30 protein-coding genes and 1 tRNA gene are annotated in these 23,938 nt (G+C 69.2%); 7 read left to right on the top strand and 24 right to left on the bottom strand.

Annotation, left to right across the window (positions count from 1 at the left end):
- Positions 1 to 48 precede the first annotated feature (48 nt).
- From V6M57_RS15860 to V6M57_RS15820, 9 genes are all read right to left on the bottom strand, one after another.
- Entirely contained in the window at positions 49 to 411 is a 363-nt protein-coding gene (locus V6M57_RS15860; RefSeq protein ID WP_332815964.1) for a YdaU family protein, read from the bottom strand.
- Positions 404 to 1,240 carry a toprim domain-containing protein gene (locus V6M57_RS15855; RefSeq protein ID WP_332815963.1) on the bottom strand — a complete coding sequence of 279 codons (837 nt, stop codon included), beginning with the start codon at positions 1,238 to 1,240 and terminating at the stop codon, positions 404 to 406. Before V6M57_RS15855 ends, V6M57_RS15860 begins: the two co-directional genes overlap by 8 nt.
- Positions 1,237 to 2,715 (bottom strand): DEAD/DEAH box helicase, encoded by a 1,479-nt coding sequence (locus tag V6M57_RS15850; protein WP_442968839.1) that lies wholly within the window; start codon positions 2,713 to 2,715, stop codon positions 1,237 to 1,239. The genes V6M57_RS15855 and V6M57_RS15850 overlap by 4 nt, the downstream gene beginning before the upstream one ends.
- Positions 2,696 to 3,424: a hypothetical protein gene (locus V6M57_RS15845; RefSeq protein ID WP_332815961.1), complete on the bottom strand. Its 729-nt coding sequence runs from the start codon at positions 3,422 to 3,424 to the stop codon at positions 2,696 to 2,698. Before V6M57_RS15845 ends, V6M57_RS15850 begins: the two co-directional genes overlap by 20 nt.
- Before the next feature lie 2 nt (positions 3,425 to 3,426).
- A complete protein-coding gene (locus V6M57_RS15840) occupies positions 3,427 to 3,696 on the bottom strand; it encodes a helix-turn-helix transcriptional regulator (RefSeq protein ID WP_332815960.1) in 270 nt (89 codons plus the stop codon).
- Positions 3,697 to 3,984: 288 nt separating this feature from the next.
- A complete protein-coding gene (locus tag V6M57_RS15835) occupies positions 3,985 to 5,172 on the bottom strand; it encodes a tyrosine-type recombinase/integrase (RefSeq protein ID WP_332815959.1) in 1,188 nt (395 codons plus the stop codon).
- 152 nt (positions 5,173 to 5,324) lie between these two features.
- Positions 5,325 to 5,415, bottom strand: a tRNA-Ser gene (locus V6M57_RS15830).
- 55 nt (positions 5,416 to 5,470) lie between these two features.
- Positions 5,471 to 6,787, bottom strand: a complete 1,317-nt coding sequence (gene serS, locus V6M57_RS15825) for a serine--tRNA ligase (RefSeq protein WP_332815958.1) — start codon at positions 6,785 to 6,787, stop codon at positions 5,471 to 5,473.
- Between the two features lie 9 nt (positions 6,788 to 6,796).
- Entirely contained in the window at positions 6,797 to 8,767 is a 1,971-nt protein-coding gene (locus tag V6M57_RS15820) for an ABCB family ABC transporter ATP-binding protein/permease (RefSeq protein ID WP_332815957.1), read from the bottom strand.
- Positions 8,768 to 8,802: 35 nt separating this feature from the next.
- Here V6M57_RS15820 and V6M57_RS15815 point away from each other — a divergent pair, with 35 nt between their 5' ends.
- Positions 8,803 to 9,243, top strand: coding sequence for an acyl-CoA thioesterase (locus tag V6M57_RS15815; protein ID WP_442968838.1), 441 nt, complete (start codon positions 8,803 to 8,805; stop codon positions 9,241 to 9,243).
- Entirely contained in the window at positions 9,240 to 10,376 is a 1,137-nt protein-coding gene (locus V6M57_RS15810; protein ID WP_332815956.1) for an AI-2E family transporter, read from the top strand. The genes V6M57_RS15815 and V6M57_RS15810 overlap by 4 nt, the downstream gene beginning before the upstream one ends.
- Here the strand turns inward: V6M57_RS15810 and aroD are convergent.
- On the bottom strand, positions 10,329 to 11,099 hold the full coding sequence (aroD, locus tag V6M57_RS15805) for a type I 3-dehydroquinate dehydratase (RefSeq protein ID WP_332815955.1): 771 nt from the start codon (positions 11,097 to 11,099) through the stop codon (positions 10,329 to 10,331). The genes V6M57_RS15810 and aroD overlap by 48 nt on opposite strands.
- 4 nt (positions 11,100 to 11,103) lie before the next feature.
- Positions 11,104 to 11,589 carry a thioesterase family protein gene (locus V6M57_RS15800; RefSeq protein ID WP_332815954.1) on the bottom strand — a complete coding sequence of 162 codons (486 nt, stop codon included), beginning with the start codon at positions 11,587 to 11,589 and terminating at the stop codon, positions 11,104 to 11,106.
- Positions 11,590 to 11,708: 119 nt separating this feature from the next.
- Between V6M57_RS15800 and V6M57_RS15795 the strand changes: the two genes are divergently transcribed.
- A complete protein-coding gene (locus tag V6M57_RS15795; RefSeq protein WP_332815953.1) occupies positions 11,709 to 11,972 on the top strand; it encodes an H-NS family nucleoid-associated regulatory protein in 264 nt (87 codons plus the stop codon).
- 4 nt (positions 11,973 to 11,976) lie between these two features.
- Here V6M57_RS15795 and V6M57_RS15790 read toward each other — a convergent pair whose 3' ends face one another.
- The 7 genes from V6M57_RS15790 to V6M57_RS15760 form a co-directional block, all read right to left on the bottom strand.
- Positions 11,977 to 13,251 (bottom strand): RNA polymerase sigma factor, encoded by a 1,275-nt coding sequence (locus V6M57_RS15790; RefSeq protein ID WP_332815952.1) that lies wholly within the window; start codon positions 13,249 to 13,251, stop codon positions 11,977 to 11,979.
- Between the two features lie 22 nt (positions 13,252 to 13,273).
- Positions 13,274 to 13,687 (bottom strand): VOC family protein, encoded by a 414-nt coding sequence (locus V6M57_RS15785; RefSeq protein WP_332815951.1) that lies wholly within the window; start codon positions 13,685 to 13,687, stop codon positions 13,274 to 13,276.
- 43 nt (positions 13,688 to 13,730) lie between these two features.
- On the bottom strand, positions 13,731 to 14,153 hold the full coding sequence (locus V6M57_RS15780) for a YciI family protein (protein WP_332815950.1): 423 nt from the start codon (positions 14,151 to 14,153) through the stop codon (positions 13,731 to 13,733).
- 17 nt (positions 14,154 to 14,170) lie between these two features.
- Positions 14,171 to 14,566, bottom strand: a complete 396-nt coding sequence (locus V6M57_RS15775) for a VOC family protein (protein WP_332815949.1) — start codon at positions 14,564 to 14,566, stop codon at positions 14,171 to 14,173.
- Positions 14,567 to 14,700: 134 nt separating this feature from the next.
- On the bottom strand, positions 14,701 to 15,057 hold the full coding sequence (locus V6M57_RS15770) for a YciI family protein (RefSeq protein WP_332815948.1): 357 nt from the start codon (positions 15,055 to 15,057) through the stop codon (positions 14,701 to 14,703).
- Between the two features lie 70 nt (positions 15,058 to 15,127).
- Positions 15,128 to 16,003 carry a cytochrome c oxidase assembly protein gene (locus V6M57_RS15765; RefSeq protein ID WP_442968837.1) on the bottom strand — a complete coding sequence of 292 codons (876 nt, stop codon included), beginning with the start codon at positions 16,001 to 16,003 and terminating at the stop codon, positions 15,128 to 15,130.
- Between the two features lie 4 nt (positions 16,004 to 16,007).
- Positions 16,008 to 16,688 carry a dienelactone hydrolase family protein gene (locus V6M57_RS15760; protein WP_332815946.1) on the bottom strand — a complete coding sequence of 227 codons (681 nt, stop codon included), beginning with the start codon at positions 16,686 to 16,688 and terminating at the stop codon, positions 16,008 to 16,010.
- A 184-nt stretch (positions 16,689 to 16,872) separates the two neighbouring features.
- Between V6M57_RS15760 and V6M57_RS15755 the strand changes: the two genes are divergently transcribed.
- Entirely contained in the window at positions 16,873 to 17,850 is a 978-nt protein-coding gene (locus tag V6M57_RS15755) for an LLM class flavin-dependent oxidoreductase (RefSeq protein ID WP_332815945.1), read from the top strand.
- Between the two features lie 118 nt (positions 17,851 to 17,968).
- Here the strand turns inward: V6M57_RS15755 and V6M57_RS15750 are convergent, their stop codons facing one another.
- On the bottom strand, positions 17,969 to 18,181 hold the full coding sequence (locus tag V6M57_RS15750) for a hypothetical protein (RefSeq protein WP_332816135.1): 213 nt from the start codon (positions 18,179 to 18,181) through the stop codon (positions 17,969 to 17,971).
- A 105-nt stretch (positions 18,182 to 18,286) separates the two neighbouring features.
- On the opposite strand from V6M57_RS15750, the gene V6M57_RS15745 reads away from it, so the two are divergent.
- Positions 18,287 to 19,225, top strand: coding sequence for a glutathione S-transferase family protein (locus tag V6M57_RS15745; RefSeq protein WP_332815944.1), 939 nt, complete (start codon positions 18,287 to 18,289; stop codon positions 19,223 to 19,225).
- 57 nt (positions 19,226 to 19,282) lie between these two features.
- Here the strand turns inward: V6M57_RS15745 and V6M57_RS15740 are convergent, their stop codons facing one another.
- Together V6M57_RS15740 and V6M57_RS15735 are read right to left on the bottom strand one after the other, a co-directional pair.
- Positions 19,283 to 19,636, bottom strand: a complete 354-nt coding sequence (locus V6M57_RS15740) for a DUF4148 domain-containing protein (RefSeq protein ID WP_332815943.1) — start codon at positions 19,634 to 19,636, stop codon at positions 19,283 to 19,285.
- Positions 19,637 to 19,913: 277 nt separating this feature from the next.
- A complete protein-coding gene (locus V6M57_RS15735) occupies positions 19,914 to 20,267 on the bottom strand; it encodes a winged helix-turn-helix domain-containing protein (protein ID WP_332815942.1) in 354 nt (117 codons plus the stop codon).
- 76 nt (positions 20,268 to 20,343) lie between these two features.
- Here V6M57_RS15735 and V6M57_RS15730 point away from each other — a divergent pair, with 76 nt between their 5' ends.
- Both V6M57_RS15730 and V6M57_RS15725 read left to right on the top strand, forming a co-directional pair.
- Entirely contained in the window at positions 20,344 to 20,904 is a 561-nt protein-coding gene (locus V6M57_RS15730; protein ID WP_332815941.1) for a hypothetical protein, read from the top strand.
- A gap of 112 nt (positions 20,905 to 21,016) precedes the next feature.
- Complete coding sequence (locus V6M57_RS15725; protein ID WP_332815940.1) at positions 21,017 to 21,301, top strand: hypothetical protein; 285 nt, start codon at positions 21,017 to 21,019, stop codon at positions 21,299 to 21,301.
- 3 nt (positions 21,302 to 21,304) lie between these two features.
- On the opposite strand, the gene V6M57_RS15720 is transcribed toward V6M57_RS15725, so the two are convergent.
- From V6M57_RS15720 to V6M57_RS15710, 3 genes are all read right to left on the bottom strand, one after another.
- Entirely contained in the window at positions 21,305 to 22,132 is an 828-nt protein-coding gene (locus V6M57_RS15720) for an SDR family oxidoreductase (RefSeq protein WP_332815939.1), read from the bottom strand.
- 33 nt (positions 22,133 to 22,165) lie between these two features.
- Positions 22,166 to 23,062 (bottom strand): c-type cytochrome, encoded by an 897-nt coding sequence (locus V6M57_RS15715; protein WP_332815938.1) that lies wholly within the window; start codon positions 23,060 to 23,062, stop codon positions 22,166 to 22,168.
- Positions 23,063 to 23,169: 107 nt separating this feature from the next.
- Positions 23,170 to 23,934, bottom strand: a complete 765-nt coding sequence (locus V6M57_RS15710) for an enoyl-CoA hydratase (RefSeq protein WP_332815937.1) — start codon at positions 23,932 to 23,934, stop codon at positions 23,170 to 23,172.
- Positions 23,935 to 23,938: the final 4 nt, after the last annotated feature.

Genomic DNA, 23,938 nt, shown 5'->3' with positions numbered 1-23,938 from the left:
TGCGGCTGCCATCGAATGCGTTAGTTGTTCGGTAGCGGCGGAAGCGGGTCACTTTCCGTCCTCCCCTTGGACGTGGCGCCACTTCGCCTTCGCACCGACCGTACCGGCGCGCGACTTGCGCTCGGTGTTCGCGCGCGCCTTCTCCCACTCCCGCCGGACCCGTTTTTGCAGCCACTTGCCGCCGGCAACTTCGAAGAAGCGCTGCAGTCGAGGCCGTGCTCGATCCCATTGCGCCTTCGACAATCGCGTAATTCGTCGCAATGCCTCCTGGTCATTGTCGAGTGCGCCACCCTCTTGCCATGCCGCGAGGATCAACAGCAGGTACGCTCCGTGCTCCTCCGTCGTGAGGTCCATGGTGTCCCGCAGGTAGTCCGCAGGGTAGAAGGGCATCCACGTGTCGTGCTTAGCCATGGCGTCCCCTGAGCTGTTGAAGCGTATCGCGGAGCGCCTGCGAGCACTCGAATAGCGACACCGCCTGATGGAGGTCGTTGAAGTCGTGACCTGGCGTGGGTGGCACGAAGTAGGGCCATCCGGTCTCAATCGCGGCACGCTGCCCCACCCCCGACTCATCGTTGTCCGCGACGACGAGGCCTGGTTGCATATGTGATGCGACACGTTTGAGGTTGCCCGCGCTGAAGCAGACAACCACGCGATAGCGTTCACGCAGCGCCCTCAATGCCGCCTGGCACGACAGACCTGTTGCGTAGCCTTCGCACAGCACCGGCGGACCGCCGCTGTCGAACGTGAACGTGGCCCCGGCCACCTGCTGGCCGCGTAAGAAGCGCTTGTCGCCGTTCTCGCTGATGAGCTGGCAGCCGACAAGTCCCTGGTCGGCATACATCGGCACAACCAGCAGGCGGACGCCGTTCCTGACCCAGACGTTTACGAGCGTGTCCGGGAAGCCTTTGCGCGCCAGGTACGGGTGCGTGGCGCGTGAGCACCGGCTCACTATCTTGGCCGCGAGTTCAGCAGCCGCGGCCCTGTCCTCGGCGAGCCTGTCCTCAATGACCCGCCGGTCGAACGGGACGGCTCCCGGCGGCTGGCTTACTTCACCCCGCCACAATGCGGGACGCGGCATGGTGGCGTGGTTTTGGGCAAAACCGTAGTCGCCCATCAAGCGGACGGCACCGTTCTTCAGCCTCGGATGGTCGACGGTGGGCAGTCGGCGCCACTCGCCCAGGGGCGGTTCGGCGTCGATGATGATCCCGAAGCTGCGGGCGAAATCAACAAAGGTCGTCACGCGATCCTCCGTCGCTTCGCCCACGCGATGTCGCGCGATGTCACCCAGCGGCGACACTCCGGCGTGGGAGGCCGCGGTACGTCCTCCAAGCCGCTCGGCCACTCGTTGAACTTTTCGTGATACTTCGCGAGCGCCCAGCGCCGCGGATCCTTACGCCCTCGCTCGTTGGCGATCGTCAGCAGCCCGCTCAACCACGCCTGGCGCGTCTCGCGAGGTACGGTCGACCGCAGTTCCTGCATCTCGCCCGGCGTGACGATCACGTCACAGCGCCGCTCGCGCACGTGGCCACAGTTGGGGCACGTGTCCCCGAACAACGGCCAGAGATGCCCGCATGACGAGCAGAACGACTCCTGCTTCTCCGCTGGCGTCGGTTCGCGCAGTGGCCGCTCCACGTCTTCTCGGAGGCGGTCCACGCCGTTGGCATAGATTTCCTCCCAGGCAGTTCGGAAACGCACGAAGTTGCCGGAATGATCCAGCCAGAGCGCGAACGGCTTGCCATCGCAGCTGCGCATGACGCGCCCGAGTTGCTGGATGTGAGCCGAAAGGGATTTCTTGAACGGGCGCGCCGAGATGCCGATCATCACGTCCGGGACATCGAACCCGTTCGTCAGGATGTCGCAGGCGATCAAGCCATGGACGCGCGAATCGGGCTTCCGGAACTCCTCGATTGCCGCGTGGTTGAACTCCGTCGTGTCCCGGTAGCTGATCGCCACGAAGTTGTAGCCAGCCTCCGAGAACTGTCGCGCGAGCTCGGTCCCATGGGTCACATTGGCGCAGAAGACGATCGTCTTGCGCGGCCCGCCGAAGACCTCATGCGTCTTCTCGATCCACTCTTGCACGATGTCACCGGTGATCCGCATGCCGCGCGTGGCAACAGCAGCGGGAGTCCACTCGCCGCGACTGGTCTGCGCGCCGGTCATGTCGATTTCCTTGGCGACAAACACGCGAATCGGTGCGAGATAGCCGCGCGCGACCAACTCCTGGGTGGTGGCTCCGCACACCACGTGGGAGTAGGTCGCCGACAGGCCTGGCGTGAAAGGCGTGGCCGTGAGTCCGATGCTGCAAACGTCGGGGTTCGCGCGGATGAAGTCTCGGATCATCCGGCGCTGGGCATGGCACTCATCGACGATCAGCAATTCGACACCCGGCAAGCTTCCGCGCTTCTCCAGCGTCTGGGCGCTGCAGATCTGGATCTGCTCGTGCGGGCGATAACGCCAGTGACCCGCCTGCAGAACACCGTGGTCCACCTGGTACTTCGCGAGCCGCTGGCTCGTCTGCTCACACAGGATGATCCGGTCGAGAACCATGGCGGCCCGCCGGCGACGCCGGGTGGCAGCGACCATCAGCTCGATGGCCACCTCCGTCTTGCCCCCGGCGGTCGGCAAGTAAAGGATCTGGGCCCGGTGGCCGCTGCGCACCGCGCAACGCAGTTCTTCGAGCGTGGCCTGCTGGTAGTCACGCAGCTTCACTGGCATCCTCCGCGTCGATCCGACGCTCGGGCGCACGCAGCAGCGCCGCCAGTTCACTGGCCAGTCGATCACGCTCGGCGGTGACGGCCTCGAGGAGATCCGTCAGTCCCTTATTGCATCGCCGCAGCGCGTCGATCTCCTCCGCCGCGGAGCGCGAGCGCACTCGAATTGTTTGGGCGGGCGCTGCTCCTCCGGTCGCGTCAGCGCACTCACGCTCCTGCCGTACACGCAGTTCGGTCGCCGCCTTGCTGGCGGACATTTCCCCCGTTCGGACCTTTTCGGCGAGTGGCGTGTCGATCACCTTCTTCACGTCGGTAATCGTGCGAACGCTGGTGCCAGCCTCCGCGGCCATCTCGGCGCTCGTCGTCAGATCGGAAGTCGCTTCCGATTTACCTTGCCCCCTGCGGTGCCACGCCTTGCAAGCCACAACGGCGTAGGCACGCTGAGACGGGGACAACTGCTTGCGCCGGTACAAGTTGTTCGAGAGCACGTACGATCCCGGATCGTTCCCGATGTAGTTCTCAACCTCGACCTTGCGTCCGAGCGCGGCGCAAGCCCTCGCGCGGTGCCAGCCGTCGAGGACCATTCCGTCGAGCAGGATGACCGGCCACCGCTGGCCGTTCCTCTCGATGTCGCTCTTGAAGTGCTCGAACTGCTCCGGCGACATGTCGGGGAACGCTTCACTGAGCGGGTGCCTCTTGAACTCCAGGTCCATGGCTACCGCCTCCTCGTCTTGCAGCGCCGGGGATCACTCGAACGGGTGTCACGCAGCCAGGCGCGCACCTCACCGACATTCCACGCCGTGATCCGCCCCGCGAGCCTGTGGGGCTGCGGGAAAGCACGACGCGCGACCAGGCGCCAGAGCGTCGGGCTGCTGAACGGCAGAACGGGTGCGGCGGCAGTGTGACGACGACTGCGCACCAGGTCAGCTTCGCGAACGAACGCGTCGTCCGAGAGCTTGTCGAAGTCAATGGGCTTGTGTTCCATGGCATCCGCATGAAGCGAAGCGAGATGCTAGGAAGGCGCCAGGTGCGCGGCGGAGCGCGCGGCAGCGGCGTGCAGCAGTTAAAAGACAGGAATGTCCCTGAAGAATCAGAGACTTACGGCTGCTGCGACTGTGCGCGGCCCGCAGCCGTCCCGGCGCGAGTGCGCGTGGCGAAACAACTGCCTAAGTCCTTGATTTTTCGATCAGTTTTTGGCCGATCACCAGGATTTTGAGTGGCGACGTTCTGGTACAGCGGCTGGTCGTAGCCCAAGAACATCACGCGGTCGCATTCAGCGCGAAATCGCGCCGCTATTACCCAGGTAGGCTGCCCAGTCTGCCAAGAGCCTGCGCCTTTGCTCCAGCAAGTCACCGCGTCGGTAGGCCGCTTCCACCTTGTCGCCGATGGTGTGTGCCAGTGACATCTCCACCGCCTCGCGCGAGTACTGCGTGCGCTCCGTGGCCCAGTCCTTGAAGCTCGAGCGAAAACCGTGCGGCACGCCGTCGACCTTCATGCGCCGCATCACGGCCAGCAGCGTCATGTCACTCAGGAGCTTCTTGTTCGCAGACGGGAAGACAAGTTCAGTGCCCTCGACTCGGGGCAGGTCGGTCAGCAGGGCAACCGCGGCATCAGACAGCGGCACGCGGTGTTCCTTGCCGGCCTTCATGCGTCCGGCGGGCACGGTCCAGAGTTTTTGGCCCAGGTCGATCTCAGGCCATGTCGCGCCGCGCACCTCGCCCGACCGAGCGGCGGTCAAGACGGCGAGTTCCAGGGCGCGTGCGCCGATGCCCGTTTGAAGCTTCAGCGCTGCGTAGAACGCGGGTACCTCGTCCAGCGCCAGCGCCTTGTGGTGCTTCACCTGAGCAACCTTGCCCGGCGTCGGCAGCAGCTTATCCAGGTGCCCGCGCCAACGCGCGGGGTTCGGTCCTTGCCTGTAGTGCTGCACGGTCGCCCAGTCCAAGATCTGCTCGATCCGTCCGCGCACGCGAGTTGCCGTCTCGGTCTTCACCGTCCAGATCGGCTTGAGCACGGCTAGCACCTGCGTCACACCGACGTCAGAGACCAGCAGCTTGCCGATGTGCGGATACGCGTAGGTCTTGAGGGTGCTGGTCCACTGCGCCGCGTGCTTCGTGTTGCGCCACTCGGCGGACTTGGCGTCGATGAACTCGGTTGCGCACTGCTCGAAGGTCTTGTGCGACGCTTGTTTCGCGAGCAGCGCGCTCTTCGCCTCCCGGCGCACGAGGATCGGATCGACGCCCTTGTCGATGAGGTCGCGCGCCTCACGCGCCTTCTGACGTGCCAAGGCCAGATCCACGTCCGGGTAGCCGCCCAAGCCCATGTCGCGCCGTCGGCTGCCGATGCGCGCCCGCAGCACCCATGATCGCGCCCCGGTATCGGAGATTTGCAGCGCCAGACCGGCGACTCCGCCGACCACGTAGTGACCTGGCTTCGTCAGTCGACGCACGGCCAGCGGTGACATCTCAGCAACTTTTCGCGGCATGGCGGCACCCAACTTCGTACCCAACCAAGATGGTGCGATTATGTGCGATGTCCTGAGACGGCCTGAAGTGACAAACCTCCTGTTTTCCCAATGAAAAAGCCCCTCGAGGGGGCTTCTTGCTTGGGGCGTCTTGGCGGAGCAGGAGGGATTCGAACCCTCGATACGGAAAAACCGTATACCGGATTTCGAGTCCGGCGCATTCGACCACTCTGCCACCGCTCCTGAATTCGGTTCGCGTGGTGCGAAGCCGCGCATTCTAGCGCAGCCGGCAGGCTGATCAGGGCGCCGGGACCAGCACCGATTCGCCGCCCAGGTAGGGGCGAAGCGCCTCCGGCACCTCGACCGAGCCGTCGGCGCGCTGGTAGTTCTCGAGCACGGCGACGAGCGTGCGCCCCACGGCCAGGCCCGAGCCGTTCAGCGTGTGGACGAGTTCGTTCTTGCCCTGCGCGGTCTTGTAGCGCGCCTGCAGCCTGCGCGCCTGGAAGGCCTCGCAGTTGGAGACGGAGCTGATCTCGCGGTAGGTGTCCTGCGCCGGCAGCCAGACCTCCAGGTCGTAGGTCTTGGCGGCACCGAAACCCATGTCGCCGGTACACAGCAGCATCACGCGGTAAGGCAGGCCGAGCTTGCGCAGGATGGCCTCCGCGTGTCCCGTCATCTGCTCCAGCGCTTCGTAGCTCTTCTCGGGGTGCACGACCTGGACCATCTCGACCTTGTCGAACTGGTGCTGGCGGATCATGCCGCGGGTGTCGCGGCCGGCACTGCCCGCCTCGCTGCGGAAGCAGGGCGTGTGCGCGGTCAGCTTGATGGGCAGTTGCGATTCGGCCAGCACCTCGTCGCGCACGAAGTTGGTCAGCGACACCTCGCTGGTCGGGATCAGGTACAGCGCCTGCTGCTCGTCCGACGACAGCCCCTCCTGCCCGCCCTTGCTCACGGCGAACAGGTCGGCCTCGAACTTGGGCAACTGGCCGGTGCCGCGCAGCGTGGCTTCGTTGACGATGTAGGGCGTGTAGCACTCGGTGTAGCCGTGCTCGCGCGTCTGCACGTCCAGCATGAACTGGGCGATGGCGCGGTGCAGCCGGGCGATCGGCCCCTTCATCACCGAGAAGCGCGCGCCGCTGAGCTTGATGGCGGTGTCGAAATCCAGGCCGAGCCGCTCGCCCACGTCGACGTGGTCCTTCGGTTGGAAGTCGAAGGCGCGCGGCGTGCCCCAGGCGCGCACCTGCACGTTGCTGGTCTCGCCCTCGCCCACCGGCACGCTCTCGTGCGGCAGGTTGGGGATGCCCAGCAGCAGCGCCTGCATCTCGGGCTGGATTTCATCCAGGCGATGGGCGGAGCGCTCGAGTTCGGTCTTGATGCCGGCGACCTCGGCCATCACGGCGTCGGCCGACTCACCCCTGGCCTTGAGCTGGCCGATCTGCTTCGACAGCTGGTTGCGCCTGGCCTGCAGTTCCTCGGTGCGGCTCTGGATGGTCTTGCGCTCGGCTTCCAGGGACCTGAAGCCCTGGACGTCCAGGTAAGGCTGCGGCGTCTTGCGCGCCTCGAGCCGGGCGACCACGGCATCCAGGTCTTTGCGGAGCAGGGTGATGTCGAGCATCGGCCGATTTTATTGGGCCAGCGCGTCCGCCTCGGAGACCTCCCCGCTCTGCCGCTGCAGCGACCACATCTGCGCATAGCGCCCGTTGCGCGCCAGCAGTTCCCGGTGGTTGCCGCGCTCGACGATGCGGCCGGCGTCCATCACCAGGATCTCGTGCGCGTCGATCACCGTGGACAGGCGGTGCGCGATCACCAGGGTGGTCTTGTTGCGCGCGGCGCTCTTGAGCTCGGCCTGGATGGCGCGCTCGTTGGCCGAATCCAGCGCGGAGGTGGCCTCGTCGAAGATCAGGATGGGCGGGTCCTTCAGCAGGGTGCGGGCGATCGCCACCCGCTGCTTCTCGCCGCCCGAGAGCTTCAGGCCGCGCTCGCCCACCAGGGTCTGGTAGCCGCGTGGCGTGCTCTCGATGAAGGCGTGGATGCGGGCGGCGCGGGCGGCCTCCTCCACTTCGGCGCGGCCGGCGCCGGGGCGGCCGTAGGCGATGTTGTATTCGACGGTGTCGTTGAAGAGCACCGTGTCCTGCGGAACGATGCCGATGGCCTGGCGCACGCTGGCCTGGGTGACTTCCCGGATGTCCTGCCCGGCAATGGTGATGCGGCCCTGCTGCACGTCGTAGAAACGGTAGAGCAGTCGCGCGAGGGTGGACTTGCCGGAGCCGGACGGGCCCACCACGGCCACGGTCTTGCCGACGGGAATTTCGAAGCTGACGTCGTGCAGGATGACGCGGGCCGGTTCGTAGGCGAAGGTGACGTGGTCGAAGCGGATGGTCCAGTCGATCTGCGATGTGGGCAAGGTGGCGGCGTGCGTGCCCCCACCCCGGCCCTCCCCCAGAGGGGGAGGGAGGAAGCCCGGGGACGCCGCCGGAGCGGGAGGGAGTGACGACAGGGCTGCTTCACGCAGGGCGAGCGCGCCCGGCTTGTCGGCGACCTCGCGCTCGCGGTCCATCAGGGTGAACATCTTGTCCAGGTCGGTCAGGCTCTGCTTGATCTCGCGGTACAGCACGCCCAGGAAGTTGAGCGGGATGTACAGCTGGATCATGAAGGCGTTGATCATCACCAGGTCGCCCAGCGTCATGCGGCCGGCGACCACGCCTTCGGTGGCCAGCCAGAGCATGGCCACCAGCCCGGTGGCGATGACCAGTTGCTGGCCGGTGTTCAGCAGCGAGAGCGTGCTCTGCGCCTTTAGGCGCGCCCGCCGCAGGCTCTCCAGGCTCACGTCGTAGCGCCGCGCCTCGAAGCCCTCGTTGTTGAAGTACTTGACCGTCTCGTAGTTGAGCAGCGAATCGACCGCCTTGGTGTGCGCGGCCGAATCGAACTCGTTGGCCTCGCGTCGGAACTTGGTGCGCCACTCGGTCACGATCACCGTGTAGACGATGTAGACGACCAGCGCGCCCAGCGTGATCCAGGCGAACCAGGCGTCGAAGCGCACCGCCAGGATGCCCAGCACCAGCGCCACCTCGAACAGGGTCGGCACGATGCTGTAGAGCGAGAACGAGATCAGCGACTCGATGCCGCGCACGCCGCGCTCGATGTCGCGCGTCATGCCGCCGGTCTGGCGCTCCAGGTGGAAGCGCAGCGACAGCGAATGCAGGTGCTCGAAGGTTTGCAGCGCGATGCTGCGGGCGGCCCCCTGGGTGGCCTTGGCGAACACCAGTTCGCGCAATTCGGTGAACAGCGTGGTGGACAGCCGCAGGGCGCCATAACCGAGCAGCAGGCCGGCCGGCACCACCAGCACGGCGGCCGGATCCCCGGGCTTGAAGCTCATCGAGTCGATCAGGTGCTTGAGCAGAACAGGCACGCTCACGTTGGCCAGCTTGGCCGCCACCATGAACGCGAGCGCGATCGCCACCCGCCACTTGTATTCCCACAAGTACGGCAGCAGGCGCTTGAGCGTGGCCCAGTCGGCGCCCCTGGGAGGAGGGGCACCGGGCGCGGCGGCAGGCGGGATGTAGCGGGAGGAAGTGGCGTCGCCGTAACGGCGCATCGGGGACAATCCGGACAGTTGCTCCTGGAGAGATTGTGCCCACCTCCGCGAATTCAAGCGCCGCGACCGGCTCGTCCCCGCTCGGCCCAGCCACGCCGCCCAGCGACAAGGAGCTGGTGCTCAAGGTGATCCCGCTGCCGGCCGACACCAACGGCAACGGCGACATCTTCGGCGGCTGGGTGATGGCCCAGGTCGACCTGGCCGGCTCGGTGATCCCGGCGCGCCACGTCGACGGCCGCATGGCCACCGTGGCGGTCAAGGAGTTCATCTTCAAGCAGCCGGTGCGGGTGGGCGACCTCCTGTCCTTCTACGCCTGCGTCACGCACATCGGGCGCACCTCGATCACGGTGCAGGTGGAGGTGTTCGCCGAACGCCACCGGGCGCAGGGCCAGTTCGTCAAGGTGACCGAAGCCACCGTGACCTACGTGGCCATCGACGACAACGGCCGGCCACGGCCGATCGAAAAGCGGACATGAGCGACCCGCGCGAACCGCCCGACCCCCTGTTCTCCCCCGCGCTGGAGCACAAGACGCTGCTCTGGCTGGTGGTGGGCTTCACCTTCGCCTTCCTGTGGGTGCTGTGGCCGCTGGCCGGCGCCGTGTTGTGGGCGATGTTCCTGGCGATCGTGTTCTTCCCCATGCACCAGTACATGCGGCGCCGCGTGGTCAGGCGCCGCTCCAACCTGGCCGCCTTCCTGACGCTGCTGTCCATCGTGCTGATGGTGATCCTGCCCCTGTCGCTGGTCAGCGCGTCGGTGGTCGAGCAGGCGTCGGTGCTGTACCAGAGCATCAAGTCCGGGCAGTTGCAGCCGGCCCAGTGGCTGCAGCGCATGATGGACGCGCTGCCCGACTGGGCCCAGTCGATCCTGGCGCGCTTCGGCCTGTTCGACCTGCCTGCCGTGCTGCAGCGCGCCGGCGAGCTGCTCACGCGCAGCAGCCAGGCCATCACCAGCAGCCTGGTGGGCATCGGCCAGGTCACGCTGGACTTCGTGGTGTCCTTCTTCATCATGCTGTACGTGCTGTTCTTCCTGCTGCGCGACGGCAGCTCGCTCACCGCGAGCATCGAGCGGGCGGTGCCGCTGCGCCCCGAGCAGACCCACAAGCTGCTGTCGCAGTTCGTCACGGTGGTGCGCGCCACCGTCAAGGGCAACGTGGTGGTGGCGGTGATCCAGGGCGCACTGGGGGCACTGGCGTTCTGGGTGCTGGACATCCCCGGCCCGGCGCTGTGGGGCGCGCTGATGGCGGTGCTGTCGCTGCTGCCGGCGGTCGGGGCGGCGCTGGTGTGGGGGCCGGTGGCGGTCTACCAGCTGTTCACCGGCCACCTGCTGGAGGGGCTGGGCCTGGTGGCCTGGGGCGTGCTGGTGATCGGCCTGGTCGACAACCTGCTGCGGCCCATGCTGGTGGGGCGCGACACGCGCATGCCCGACTACCTGGTGCTGGTGGCCACCGTCGGCGGCATCAGCCTGTTCGGGCTCAACGGCTTCGTGATCGGGCCGGTGATCGCGGCCCTGTTCCTGGTGTGCTGGAAGCTGCTGACCGACGTGCGCGAGGAGGCGCCGGCGTCAGCGGTCCTGCCCGCCGGCGCGAAGGACGGAGAGCCCCCGGCGTAGGGCCTGCAGCGGCAGTTGCCCGGGCGCCGAGGCCTGTTGTCCCACGGCAAAGGTCAGTGCCGAGCCGAACTCGCCGCCGCACAGGCGGCTGACGGCGCCCAGTGCACCCATGGCCATGCCGGCCACCGGGATCCGCAATTCCTCGCTGGCCTGCAGCGTGGCCTGCAGCAGCGCCAGCACGTCGCTGCGCTGCCGGGGCATGACGGCGATCTTGGCGATATCGGCGCCGAGGCCCTGGGCCTGGCGGAACCGCTCCAGCAATTGCTGCGCCGGCGGCGTCCCGGCGAAATCGTGGAACGACAGCAGCAGCGCGATGCCGCTTGCGCGCGCGGCGTCGCGCACGGCGGCGATGTGGGCCGGATCGGCCGCGACCTCGACATCGACGATGTCGGCGGCGCCTTGCCGGCAGACGGCCTGGTACAGCTCGACGACCTGCCGTTCGGCCAGCGCCACCGGCTGCCCACCCTCGCGCTGCGACCGGCGCGTGAAGAGCAGCGGCACGCCGGCAGCCTGCCGGATGCGGGCCGCCGTTTCGACCACCTGCGCCGTGTCGGCGATCGCCCCGAAGAAATCGACCCGCCACTCCAGCAGGTCGGGCGGCTCGCCGGCCACGGCGGCCACCTCCGCCAGCAGCGCGTCGCCGTCGCGCCCCACCAGCGGCACGCACACGGCCGGCAGCGCGCCGCCGCCCAGGGGCTGTCCGCGCAGCGCGATCGGCTTCATGGCGTCAGGAGACGATGTAGGCGCCGGCGCCGGCGCACAGCAGCTTGCCGTCCGGCCCCAGGAATTCCATGCGCGTGGAGCCCACCCGCGAGCCCAGGCGCAGGACCTCGGCGCGCAGCTCGAAGTGGTCGCCGATCGCCGGGCGCAGGTAGTCGATGCGCAGGTCGATGGTGCCCAGCTTGGCGAAGCGCTGCAGGCGCGCGGCCGGCGGCTCGTCCATGTGGCGCGCGCCAATGGCCGCCAGGCAGGCCAGGCCGCCCATCGCGTCCAGGCCGGCGGAGACCACGCCGCCGTGCAGGCGGTTGTAGGCCGGGTGGCCGACCAGGTCCCTGCGCATCTCGATGCGGCCCACGGCGCGGTCGGGCTTGAGGCTGGTGATCTTCAGGCCCAGCACCTGGTTGAAGACGATGCGGTCCTCGAAGATGGCCTTCAGGCCGGCGATGAACTCCGGCTCGAACTCGATGCCGGCGGCGGGAGGGTTCCTGGTCATGGCCCTCCATTGTCCCGCACCCGGCGCCGGCTCGTCGGTGGAAGCCGTCCGACGCGCCCGGCGCCCGCCCGGGGCCATACTGGCCGGCATGGGCGGGGCGCCCGGCGGAAAGGACGGACGTGAAGAAGAAGACGTACAGCCAGATGCTGGAAGAGATCGAACTGCTGAAGAAGCAGGCCGAAGAGGTACGCCGCCGCGAGGTGGAAACGGTGATCGCGCGCATCAAGGACGCGATCGCGTTCTACGGGCTGACCGAGGAGGACCTGGGCTTCCGGAAAGTGGAGAAGGCGCCGCCGCCGGCACCCGTCCCGGCCGAACCGGCGACGAGGAAGAAGCGCAAGTCGCGCTACACCGAGCGGCCGCTGGCCGGGCCGCGAGGGTGACGCCTCAGCGCGGGGCCAGCCCTTTCGCCCGCTCCAGCAGCAAGGCCTTTTCCCGCGCATTGCCGGCCAGCGCGGCGGCGCGCTCGAAGGCGGCACGGGCTTCGTCGCCGCGGCCCAGCCGGGCCAGCAGGTCGCCCTGGATGCTGGGCAGCCACTGGTAGTTGCGCAAGGCCTTGTCCTCCAGCAGCCGCTCCACGATCGCCAGCCCCTCGGCCGGGCCGAAGGCCATGCCGACGGCCACGGCGCGATTGAGCTCGACGACCGGCGAGGGCGCCACTCGGCCCAGCTGCGCGTACAGCGAGGCGATCGCCGGCCAGTCGGTCGCATCCGCGCTGGCGGCCCGCGCATGGCAGGCCGCGATCGCCGCCTGCAAGGCATACGGCCCGCGCTGCGGCGACAGCGCATCGGCACGCGCCAGCGCCGCCAGCCCGCGGCGGATCAGCAGCCGGTCCCAGCGCGAGCGATCCTGCCGGGCCAGCAGGATGGGCCGGCCCTGCGCGTCGGTGCGCGCATCCAGGCGCGAGGCCTGCAGCTCCAGCAGCGCCGCCAGCGCGTGCGCCTCGGCGGCGGCGGGCGCCAGTTCGGCCAGCATGCGGGCGAGCCGCAAGGCCTCCTCGGCCAGCGCGGGGCGCGTCCAGTCGTCGCCGGCGGTCGCGGTGTAGCCCTCGTTGAACACCAGGTAGACCACCTCCAGCACCGAAGCCAGCCGCGCCTGCAGCTGCTCGCCGCGCGGCGCCTCGAACGGGACCCGGGCGTCGCGCAGCTTCTGCTTGGCGCGCACGATGCGCTGCGCAATGGTCGGCTCCGGCACCAGGAAGGCCCGCGCGATCTCGTGCGTGGTCAGCCCACCCAGCAGCCTGAGCGTGAGCGCCACGCGGGCCTCAGTGGGCAGCACCGGGTGGCAGGCGGTGAACATCAGCCGCAGCAGATCGTCGCCGATTTCGTCCTGGCGGACGGCGTCCAGCGCATCGGTGAAGTCCGGCACGATCAGCGCCTCCTGCGCTTCGAGGTCGCGCCCCAACTCCTCGTGCTTGCGCGCCAGCATCTGCTGGTGGCGCAGGTGATCCAGCGCGCGGTTCTTGGCGGTGGCCATGAGCCAGGCGCCGGGCCTGTCCGGCAGCCCGTCGCGCGGCCAGCGCTCCAGCGCGGCCACCAGCGCCTCCTGTGCCAGCTCCTCGGCCACCGCCACGTCGCGCACCATGCGCGCGACGGTGGCGACCACCTTGGCGGACTCGATGCGCCACACGGCGGCGATGGCGTCATGGGTGGACGAGTGCATGGACGGCGCGTCGCTCGGGGCTTCAGGCGTTCGGCGGCGCGGCGGCCGGATCCATCCAGAACACTTCCCACACGTGGCCGTCGAGGTCCTCGAAGCCGTGCTGGTACATGAAGCCGTGGTCCTGCGGCGCGTTCGGCGCGGTGCCGCCCGCGGCCAGCGCCTTCTTCACCATCGCATCGACTTCCTCGCGGCTGTCGCACGACAGGGCGATCAGCACCTCGGTGCCCTTGCGCGCGTCGGCGACGGGCTTCTTCGTGAAGCCCTGGAAGAAGGGCTCGACCAGCAGCATCGCGTAGCTGCTGCCGTCCTCGATCACCATGCAGGCACCCTGCTCGTTGCTGAACTGCGGGTTGAAGGAAAAGCCGAGCGCGCCGAAGAACGCCCGCGAGCGCTCCATGTTGCGGATCGGCAGGTTGACGAAGATCTGGCGGGGCATGGCGGCTCCTGGGTCGGTTGAAGTGCGGGTCCGATCGGGCGGGTCACTCCAGCGTGCCGAGCTTGCGGAAGCGCTCGGCGCCCGGGATGCCCTTGCGCTCGAAGTCCTCCGCCCCGTACAGCGGGCGCACCTCGATCTCGCCGATGCGGCCTTCGCCCATGGGGTTGGGGAAGCGCCGCGCCCAGGCCAGCGCTTCCTCGCGGTTGCGCACCTGGATCAGCGTGTAGCCGGCAATCAGTTCCTTGCTCTCGGCGAAGGGCCCGTCGATCACCTGGATGCGGCCGCCCTCGTGGCGGATGCGGAAGCCTTCGCTCGACGGCTGCAGGCCATTCGCATCGAGCAGCACGCCGGCGCGCGCCATCTCCTCGTGGAAGGCGGCCATCTCGGCCATCATCTTGTCGGTGCCGGGGGGGAATTCGCCGGCCTCGGTCATGTCGGTCGCGCGGACCATGATCATGAATTTCATGTCGGGCTCCTGCGCGATCAGCCGGCCATGGGCAGCGGCTGCAGCATGCTGGAGCGGTTGCCTTCGGTGTCGAGGAAGGCGACGTACGCGCCCACCCCGGGGATGTCCATCGGCTCGCCCAGCACCTGGCCGCCGGCGGCGGCCACCTGGCGCATCGCCTCGCGGATGTCCTGCACGCCGATCACGATGCCGGGCTGCTGCGCCGGCATCGACGGGTCGGCGGTGAAGAAGCCGCCGTTGATGGCACCGCGCGGCGCATCCGGGCGGGCGTCGGTCTCGGCGGTGGTCACCAGCACGTAGTGCCCCATCTCGGGGCCGAGCATCTGGCATTTCCAGCCGAAGGCGCGCTCGAAGAAGCGCGCGATGCGATCGCGGTCCTTGCAGGGCAGCTCGAAGTGGACGACCGGATTCATGCATGTCTCCTTGAACGGGTGCGGGCGCCCATGCGCCCTCACCCGTACGACGAACCCGCCCCGCCGCGATCGACAGGAAGATCGGGGTCAGATACGGATTTTTCGGCCGCCCGCAAATTCGTATCCGACCCCGATCAGCTGTAGCACGGGCCGAGCTTGCGGACTTCGACGGTGGCCCAGCGCGCAGCCGGGCATTCGCGGGCGATGGCGAGGGCCTGCTCGCGCGAGTCGCAGTCGAGCAGGAAGTAGCCGCCGACCATTTCCTTGGCTTCGGCGAAGGGGCCGTCCAGCAGGCGCGCCTGGCCCTCGCGCACCTGGATGCGCGCGGGGGTGCCGTCGCGCCAGCTGAGCGATTCGGCGCCCTGCAGCAGTCCGCGTTGCTTCAGGCTGGCCGCGAAGCGGGTCATCTGGTCGTAGACCTCGTGGCCCTCGGCTTCGGTGCGGGTGGCGCGCTGGCCGGGGGGTTCCATGATGAGCAGCATGTAGGCCATGCGCGCCATGCTATCGGCTTCAAGCGGGTCGTGCAGCGACCTTCGAGGTCATGCACGGAGCCGAGGCCCCTCAGGCCCGCTGCCGGGTCAGCAGCCGGCCCAGCAGGGCCAACGCGGCAATGACATAGGCCAGCCCGGCGGGTACCCACATCACCAGCCCGCCGAGTTGCTGGTCTTCGAGCGCATCGATGCCCAGGGCCGTGGCGGCCGGCCCGTAGCCCTGGTACCAGGGCATGGGCGACAGGCTCAGCAGCGCCCCCAGCGCGGCGGTGTGCAGCATGGTCGTGAACAGCGCGCCGACCGCCTGCCCGGCGCCGTGCGCGCTTCGCGGATCCCGACCCAGCGCGGACCACCAGAAGAACAGTGCGCTGACCAGGAAGCTGGCGTGCTGCAGCACATGCAGCCCCTCGTGCCGCAGCGCCGCGTCGAAGAACGCCGGCACGTGCCACGCCCACAGGGCCACGGCGTGCAAGGCCCAGGCCACCACCGGATCGGTCAGCGCCGACCACGGTGCGGCCAGCGAGGTCGTGGCAACCCAGCGGCCGATCCGCTGCCGGCCCGTGGTGCCGAAGGCCCAGGTCCAGGCGGCCAGCGGCCGCCCCACCACCAGCAGCGGCGCGGCCACCACCATCAGCAGTTCGTGCTGGACCATGTGCGCCGAGAACAGCCGGCTGCCCAGCGCATCCAGCGGCGACACCAGGGCGGCCAGCAGCGCCAGCCAGCCGCAGCCGAATGCGGCCACCGTGCGTGGCGCAATGCCCCGGCCCCAGCCGGCGTGCGCCCACAGCCGCCAGACGCCCCGCGTGTAGAACAGCACCGATGCGGCCATCAGCGCCAGCAGCCAGGGCTCGGTGTTCCATGGCCAGGGCGACCCGGCTACCGCATCGCCGAGGCCATGGGCGCCGGCCGCCGCCGGCAGCAGGAGCAGGAGCAGCAACCGCCCCATCGGCTCAAGCGTGCTGCTCGCGCCGGGCGAGGTGGGCCACGAACCAGTTCGCCGCGGCTTCGCCGACCTGCTCCAGCGCACCCGGCTCCTCGAACAGGTGGGTCGCCCCCGGCACCAGCAGCAGGTCGTGTTCCACCCGCAGGTGCTGGCCGGCATGCCGATTGAGCTGGACGACCACCGGGTCGGACGACCCGACGATCAGCAGCGTCGGCGACTGCACCTCCGACAGCACCACCGGCCCGGCCAGGTCCGGCCGGCCGCCGCGCGACACCACGGCGCCGATCTGTCGACCCAGCCGTGCCGCGGCGATCAGTGCCGCGGCAGCGCCCGTGCTGGCGCCGAAGTAGCCGATCGGCAGTCCCTGCAGGGGCGGATCGGACGCGGCCCAGGCCGTAGCGTCCTGCAGGCGCTGGGTCAACAGCGGAATGTCGAAGCGGTGCTGGCGCGTATGCAGGTCGACCTCTTCCTCCTCGGGCGTGAGAAGGTCGAACAGCAAGGTGGCGATGCCGGCGTCCTGCAGCCGCCGCGCGACCTTGCGGTTGCGGGCGCTGTGGCGTCCGCTGCCGCTCCCATGGGCGAACAGCACCAGCCCGGTCGCGGCGTCGGGCAGGACCAGGTCGCCGACCAGGTGGTGCGCACCGGCCGGCATCCGCACTTCGCGCGAGGGTTCGGATCGTGCTCGCATGGGCTGCAAGGTGCCTGCTGGGGCCGCCGCCGTCGGTCAGCAGCAACCACGAGTGCGCGTAGGAGCGCGAGCGACATGCCCGGCCGCGCGACCGGCCCCCGGCCGGACTGGCCGTGCAGCGTGTTGCAAGCTGCAATGGCCCCGCGCCGGCACCCGCCGCCGCCTGCATGGCATGCTTGCCGGCATGCAGTTCCCGCTTTCCGTCCTGGACCTCGCCCCCATCGTGGAGGGCGGCGATGCGGCGCAGTCGTTCCGCCACTCGCTGTCGCTGGCGCAGCAGGCGGAGCGGCTGGGCTACCGGCGCTTCTGGCTGGCCGAGCACCATGGCATGCCGGGCATCGCCAGCGCGGCCACGGCGGTGCTGATCGCGCACGTGGCCGCCGGCACCGAACGCATCCGCGTCGGTGCCGGCGGCATCATGCTGCCCAATCATTCGCCGCTGGTCATCGCCGAGCAGTTCGGCACGCTGGAGGCGCTGTTCCCCGGCCGCATCGACCTGGGCCTGGGGCGCGCGCCCGGCTCGGACCCGGCCACGGCCCGCGCCCTGCGGCGCAACCTGGACAGCGACCCCGACCAGTTCCCGCGGGATGTGGTGGAGTTGATGGACTTCCTGTCGGACGAGCCGCAGCAGAAGGTGCGTGCCGTGCCGGGTCGCGGCGCCAGGGTGCCGGTGTGGATCCTGGGTTCCAGCCTGTTCGGGGCGCAGCTGGCGGCCATGCTGGGGCTGCCCTACGCGTTCGCGTCGCACTTCGCCCCCCAGCAGATGATGCAGGCGGTGGAGTTGTACCGCGCCGCATTCCGGCCTTCGGCGCAACTGGACAAGCCCTACGTGATGCTGGGCTTCAACGTGATCGCCGCCGATTCGGACGAGCAGGCGGCGGTGCTGGCCACCTCGCAGCAGCAGGCCTTCGTCAACCTGCGCAGCGGGCGGCCGACCCGGCTGCCGCCGCCGCTGCCGGGCTACCTGGAGTCGGTCGGGCCGGCCGGGCGCGGACTGCTCGAAAGCATCCTGGCCTGCTCGGCGATCGGCTCGCCGCATACCGTGCGGCGGCAGGTGCGCGAGTTCATCGAGCGCACCGGCGCCGACGAACTGATGGTGGCCTCGCAGATCCACGACCACGCGGCACGCGTGCGCTCCTACGAGTTGCTGGCCGGCGGATAGGCCCACCCCCGAAGCGCCTGCGGCGCTCCTCCCTCAAGGGGCGTCACCAGCGGCCCGGCAAAGCCCGGTTCCGCGGTGACCCTGAACCCAGCCCAGTGGACCTTGCCAGGCACGGCTATCAGTGCGCCTCGGCCACCTTGGCGGCCTCGATCGCGCCGACCGTGCCCTCGTCCCGGGCGCCGTTGAAGAAGATGTTGAGCAGCACGGCCGCGATCGAGGTCAGCAGGATGCCCGATTCCAGCAGCCCCAGCGTCGAGGAGGCGCGCCAGGTGTTCGAGGTGCGGCGGCTGGTGGAGGGCGGCATGGTGCGGCAGCTGGCGGCGAAGATCACCGACGCCCAGCTCGCGCAGGCGGCGGTGCTGCGGCCGGCGCACTGACCGGGCGGCCTGCGCGGGCGTTTCCGACCCGACCGCGCCGGGCGTGGCATGCTTGCGGCATGAGCGGCTACCTCGAGCACGGCCAGTGGCACGATGGCTGGTACGACACCCGTGCCACCCGCGGCGAGTTCGTGCGCACCACGTCGGCGTTCCGCCACCGGATCACCGCCGACGGCTCCAGCGGATTCCCGGCCGAAGACGGCCGCTACCACCTGTACGTCTCGCTGGCCTGCCCCTGGGCGCACCGCACGCTGGTGGCGCGCGTGCTCAAGCGGCTGCAGGCGGCCGTCACGGTATCGGTGGTCGAACCGGTGATGACCCAGGGCTGGAGCTTCAGCGAAGCACTGCCCGATCACCTGTACGGGTCGTCGCACCTGCACCAGCTGTACACCCTGGCCGACCCGGACTACAGCGGCCGCGTGCTGGTTCCGGTGCTGTGGGACAAGCAGTCGCGCACCATCGTCAGCAACGAGTCCAGCGAGATCCTGCGCATGTTCAACGACGCGTTCGACAGCCTGGGCGCGGGCGGCGTGGATCTCTACCCCGAACCGTTCCGCGCCGAGATCGACCGCATCAACGCGTTCGTCTACGACGACATCAACAATGGCGTGTACCGCTGCGGGTTCGCCAGCGGGCAGGCCGCCTATGAGCGTGCGTTCGAGCGGCTCTTCTCCGCGCTGGACCGGGTCGAGGCGCTGCTGCAGGAGCGGACCTGGCTGGCGGGATCGCCCCAACCCACCGAGGCCGACTGGCGCCTGTTCACCACGCTGGTGCGCTTCGATGCGGTGTACTTCGGCCACTTCAAGTGCAACCGCAACCGGATCGAGGACTTCCCGCGCCTGTCAGGCTACCTGCGGGAGCTCTACCGGGTGCCCGGCATCGCTGCGACGGTGGACATCGGCCACATCAAGCGGCACTACTACATGAGCCATCCGCACATCAACCCGACCCGCATCGTGCCGGCGGGCCCACGGCTGGCGTTCTGCGAGCCGCAGTGACCCGCACGCAAAAGGGGCTCCGTTGCCGGAGCCCCTTTCGACGGACGCGGCCTGTTTTCAGCGGGCCGTGTGCACGTTGCCGGCGACGCGCTCGCCGGACGGCCGCTGGCCATTGCGGGCCAGCCAGGCCGAGCCGCTGTCCTCGCGGGTCATGGCGGTCACGCGGTCGCGCGACGCGACGTACTCGTTCGACACTTCCGCGCGGGACTTGCTGCTCTGGAAGCTGCGCAGCGGCTGGTACGTGGTGGACCAGGGGTTCACGCCCGCCTGCTTGTAGCTCGCCAGGTCGGCCTGCACCTGGGCCCGCGTGGCCGTGGACTGGAACGGCGTGGTGTCGATGGTGATGTCGTCGGCCAGGGCGCTGCCGGCGGCAACGGCGGTGGCGAGGGCGAGGGCGATCGTGCGGTTCATGTGGGTATCTCCGGGTGGATGAGCAAAAGGATGGAACGGGAGCCGGCTTTGCTTGCCGGCGGCGCGCGGTGGAAGCACCGTCGGCATGGAAAGAATTGTGGGATTCGCGGCCGGGAAGAAAAACCGCCCGGTCGTGCATGCGGCATTGCCGATCCGGCAACAATCGCGCCACCGCAGGCGCTGCCGGCGCTTCGCAACCTTGAGGTCGCAGGACTTGCTGCGGCACCCCTGCAGGCGCCTGCGGATGGCCGGTGCCCGCCGGGGGCCGGCAGGCGGCTCAGCCGCGCGTGGCCTTGACCATCACCCGCGACAGTTGCGCGAAGTGCTCCAGCGCCGCCTGCGTGAGTTCGATCTGCTTGCGGCGGGCGTCCTCGGTGTCCGCCAGCGTGATCCAGCCCTTGCTGCGCATGGATTTCAGGCGCGAGTGGATGGTGGCCGGCGCGCCGAATTCGCCCTTGGAGAGCATGTCGCGCACCGAGAGCCGGTCGCCCTGCTGCGCGGTGCGCGCGATCCAGGACAGGATGCGCTCTTCCAGCGGGTCCAGCGGAGGCAGCGTGGGCAACCCGCGGATCGCCTGCGACAGTTGCAGGAAGCGCAGGTAGATCTCGGCTCCTTTCGTGGCTCTGTTCATCCGTTCTCCGTATGGCTCGCCCGTGGCGACCGTGCTAGAACAGCCGCCGACGCCACGCGATGCTAACCGCAAGCCCATGATCCCACCGAGTCTCCGCCTGCAGGTGGCGCAGGTGCTCGCCACCATGGCGCTGTTCCTGGCGATGCTCTGGGTGAACGAGCAGCTGTTCCGCTGGCTCGAATTCGCACCCGGCATCAACTGGATCTACCTGCCCGCCGGGGCGCGCCTGCTGTGCACCCTGCTGTTCGCCGAAGCCGGCGCCGTCGGGCTGCTGCTCGTGTCGTGGCTGGTCAGTTTCCTGCTCTTCTTCCCCGACGATCCCGAGCGGGCCTTCGTGGGCGGCATCCTGGCCGCCCTGGCGCCCTGGCTGGTGTATCGCGGCGCCTCCCGGGCCTGGGGCTTCCAGGCCTCGCTGGGCAACCTGACGCCCGGGCGGCTGCTGGTGCTGGCGCTGGCGTACTCGGTGGCCAGCCCGCTGCTGCACCACCTGTGGTTCGCGTGGCGCGGCCAGGACAACCTGCTGCAGGGCTTCCTGGCGATGTTCGCGGGCGACCTGGCCGGCACGCTGATCGTGCTGTACGGAATCAAGGCCCTGCTCGTGCTGCTGCACCCGTTGCCCAGCGGGAGGCCTCACTAACCCGTTTGGGCGATTGACGCGGCCCGCCCTTGGGATAAGCTGGAAACCGTATCAGTTTCTGTCACGACAAAGGGCAACCGGGGAGCATCATGGAGGCGCGCAGGAGGGGGCAATGACGGGATGCGAGGCATGCTCCGCGCTGGTGAACACGGGCGACACGTCCTGCGCGATCTGCGGCGCCGACCTGCAGGGGCTCGCGGCCGGGAAGCGCGCCGGGGCGACGCAGCGGCCCAAGGTCGATATACCGGTACGTCGCTACGGCCAGGTGCCGCCGCCACGGCTCTCGCTGCGCGACCAGTCCGCGCGGCACGCCGCCCGGCGACGCTCGGCCCTGGTGGCAGTCGTGCTGACCGCGGGGCTGGCCGGCGGGCTGGCCGCCTGGCTGCAGTTCGGCTGAGGCTCAGTCGACGAAGAAATCCGGGATGAACTGCTTCGTCCCGGGCGTGACCGAGTAGCGGTCCAGGTCACTGACGCCATGGCCGGCCAGCACTTCGTCGTCGATGTAGAAGTTGCCGGTGGCGCCGGCCGGGCCGGTGAGGATGCACCACGCGGCGTCGGCTAGGATCTCGGGCTTGCGGCACAGCTTGATGTCCACGCCCGGGATCATCTGCAAGGCCGCGGTGGCGATGGCCGTGCGCGGCCACAGGCTGTTGACGGCGATGCCGTACTTGCGGAACTCGCCGGCGTGGCCCAGCGTGCACAGGCTCATGCCGTACTTGGCCATGGTGTACGCGGTGTGCGGCGCGAACCAGCGCTCCTTCATCGACAGCGGCGGCGACAGGTTCAGCACGTGCGGGTTGCGGCCCGCCGCCGCCGCCTTCTTCAACTCCGGCAGGCAGGCCTGGGTGCACAGGTACGTGCCGCGCGCATTGACCCCGTTCATCAGGTCGTAGCGCTTCATCGGCGTGTGCTCGGTGTCGGTCAGGCTGATCGCGCTGGCGTTGTTGACCAGGATGTCGATGCCGCCGAACGCCTGCACCGCCTGCGCCACCGCATCGAGCACGGCGCCTTCGTCGCGAATGTCCACCGCCAGCGCCAGGGCCTGGCCGCCCGCGCCGCGGATCTCGTCGGCGGCGCTGTGGATGGTGCCCGGCAGCTTGAGGTTGGGCTCGGTGGTCTTGGCCGCGATCACCACGTTGGCGCCGTCGGCGGCGGCGCGCTTGCCAATGGCCAGGCCGATGCCGCGCGAGGCGCCGGTGATGAAGAGAGTCTTGCCTTGCAGCGTCATGGCGCAGTCTCCTTGCGGGTCGATCGGGGGCTCTCAGCCCTTGGGCGCGGGCAGGCTGCGCAGGTACAGGTGCAGCGCCCGCATGTCGGTGTCGTTGATCTCGCGCAGCGAAGTGAAGGGCATCACCTGGACCGCGCTGCCATCGGCCCGTTTGCCCGTACGGAACAGCCTCATCAGTGACTCGGAATCCGGGTAGCGATCCATCGCCGAGTCTTTCCCCGGCGCCAGCCGCGAGGCGGGCGGCCAGTCCGGCGGGCCGCCAGGGATGCGGCCACCCGCCAGGTGCTCGCCGTGGCAACCCAGGCACATGTTGGCCACGTACGCCCCATGCTGCACCGTGACGCCCTCGGCCACCGGTGCCGCCGGCGGCAGGGAATGGTCGATCTTGGCGGCGGCGTCCCGGATTGCGCCAAAACCGTACAGGACGCGCGCGGGCAGCGGCAACGCGACGATGGCCGCACCGCCTTCGGCCGGCGGCAGCGACCGGACGTAGGCGATCAGCGCGGCGAGGTCGGCGTCGGTGAAGCGGTTGTAGTCCTCGCTGGGCATGATCATCAGCGGCCGCCCGCCGGGTGCCACGCCATGGCGGATCGCTCTCACCCAGTCCTCGGGCCGATACCGGGCGACCAGGCTGCCGGGGCCGGGGCTGATGTTGGGGCCCTTGATGCGCAAGCCCGCCGATGCGTCGTCGACGAAGGTGCGTCCGGCGCCATTGGCGCCGTGGCAGTCCACGCAGCCGCGCGACGAGAACAGGTAGTGCCCGCGCTCGATCGCCTGCGCGTCGCTCACGTAGGCGAGCGCTGGCGCCCTCACCTCGACCTTGCGATGCATCCGGCTGTCGGCCAGCTGCAGCCCCGCCAGCACCCCACCGCCCGCGGCCAGCAGCAGCACTGCAGCCGTCCAGCCCGCCACCTTCATCCACTTGCGCATGCTCGTCTCCTGAAGGGCTTGAAAGGATGAAACCTTTGGCTTGCAAAATCAGGAGCGGATCGTCGGTCAACGCCTCGACCGGTGTCAACGCCGCTTGGCGCCGCCGCTCAGACCTGCGAGAAATCCGGCCTGCGCTTCTCCATGAAGGCCGTGAAGGCCTCGCGCGCGGCCGGCTCGCGCAGCATGCGCGAAAAGCTGGCGCCCTCCTCCTGCATGCGGTCGAGCACCGGTCCCTGCTGCCCCAGCTTCATCAGGCGCTTGGTCTCGACCAGGCTGCCCAGCGGCTTGGCCGCCAGCTTGCGCGCCTGCGCCTGCGCGTAGGCGTTGGCCTCGGTCGGCGGCAGCACGCGGTTGACCAGGCCCGCCTCGAGCGCCGCTTCGGCCATGAAGGGTTCGCCCAGCAGCAGCGCTTCGGCGGCGCGGTGGTAGCCGAACATCTGCGGCACCAGCAGGCTGGAGGCGGCCTCGGGACACAGGCCCAGGTTCACGAAGGGCAGCGAGAAAGCGGCGTTGTCGCCGGCGAACACCAGGTCGCAGTGGAACAGCATCGTGGTGCCCACACCCACCGCCGGGCCGCACACGGCCGCCACCAGCGGCTTGGGGAACTGCGCGATGCCGCGCAGGAAGCGGAACACCGGGGAGTCGGCGCCGGCGGGCGGCTGGTTCAGGAAATCGCCGATGTCGTTCCCGGCGCAGAACACGGTCTCGTGCCCCTGCAGCAGGGCCACTCGGGTCGCCGGGTCGGCGCTGGCAGCCTCCAGCGCGTCGGCCAGGGCCGCATACATGGCGGAGGTGATCGAGTTCTTGCGCTCCAGCCGGTTGAAGGTGAGGGTCATCACGCCGGCTTCGGCGTGGGTCAGGATGTCCTTCATGTCG

Origin of the sequence: Ramlibacter sp. (assembly GCF_036676645.1) — a bacterium.
In the GTDB taxonomy this organism is placed as follows: domain Bacteria; phylum Pseudomonadota; class Gammaproteobacteria; order Burkholderiales; family Burkholderiaceae_C; genus Ramlibacter.
Note: the sequence above shows the minus strand (reverse complement) of the source record. Positions and strands in the feature narration are given on the sequence as shown.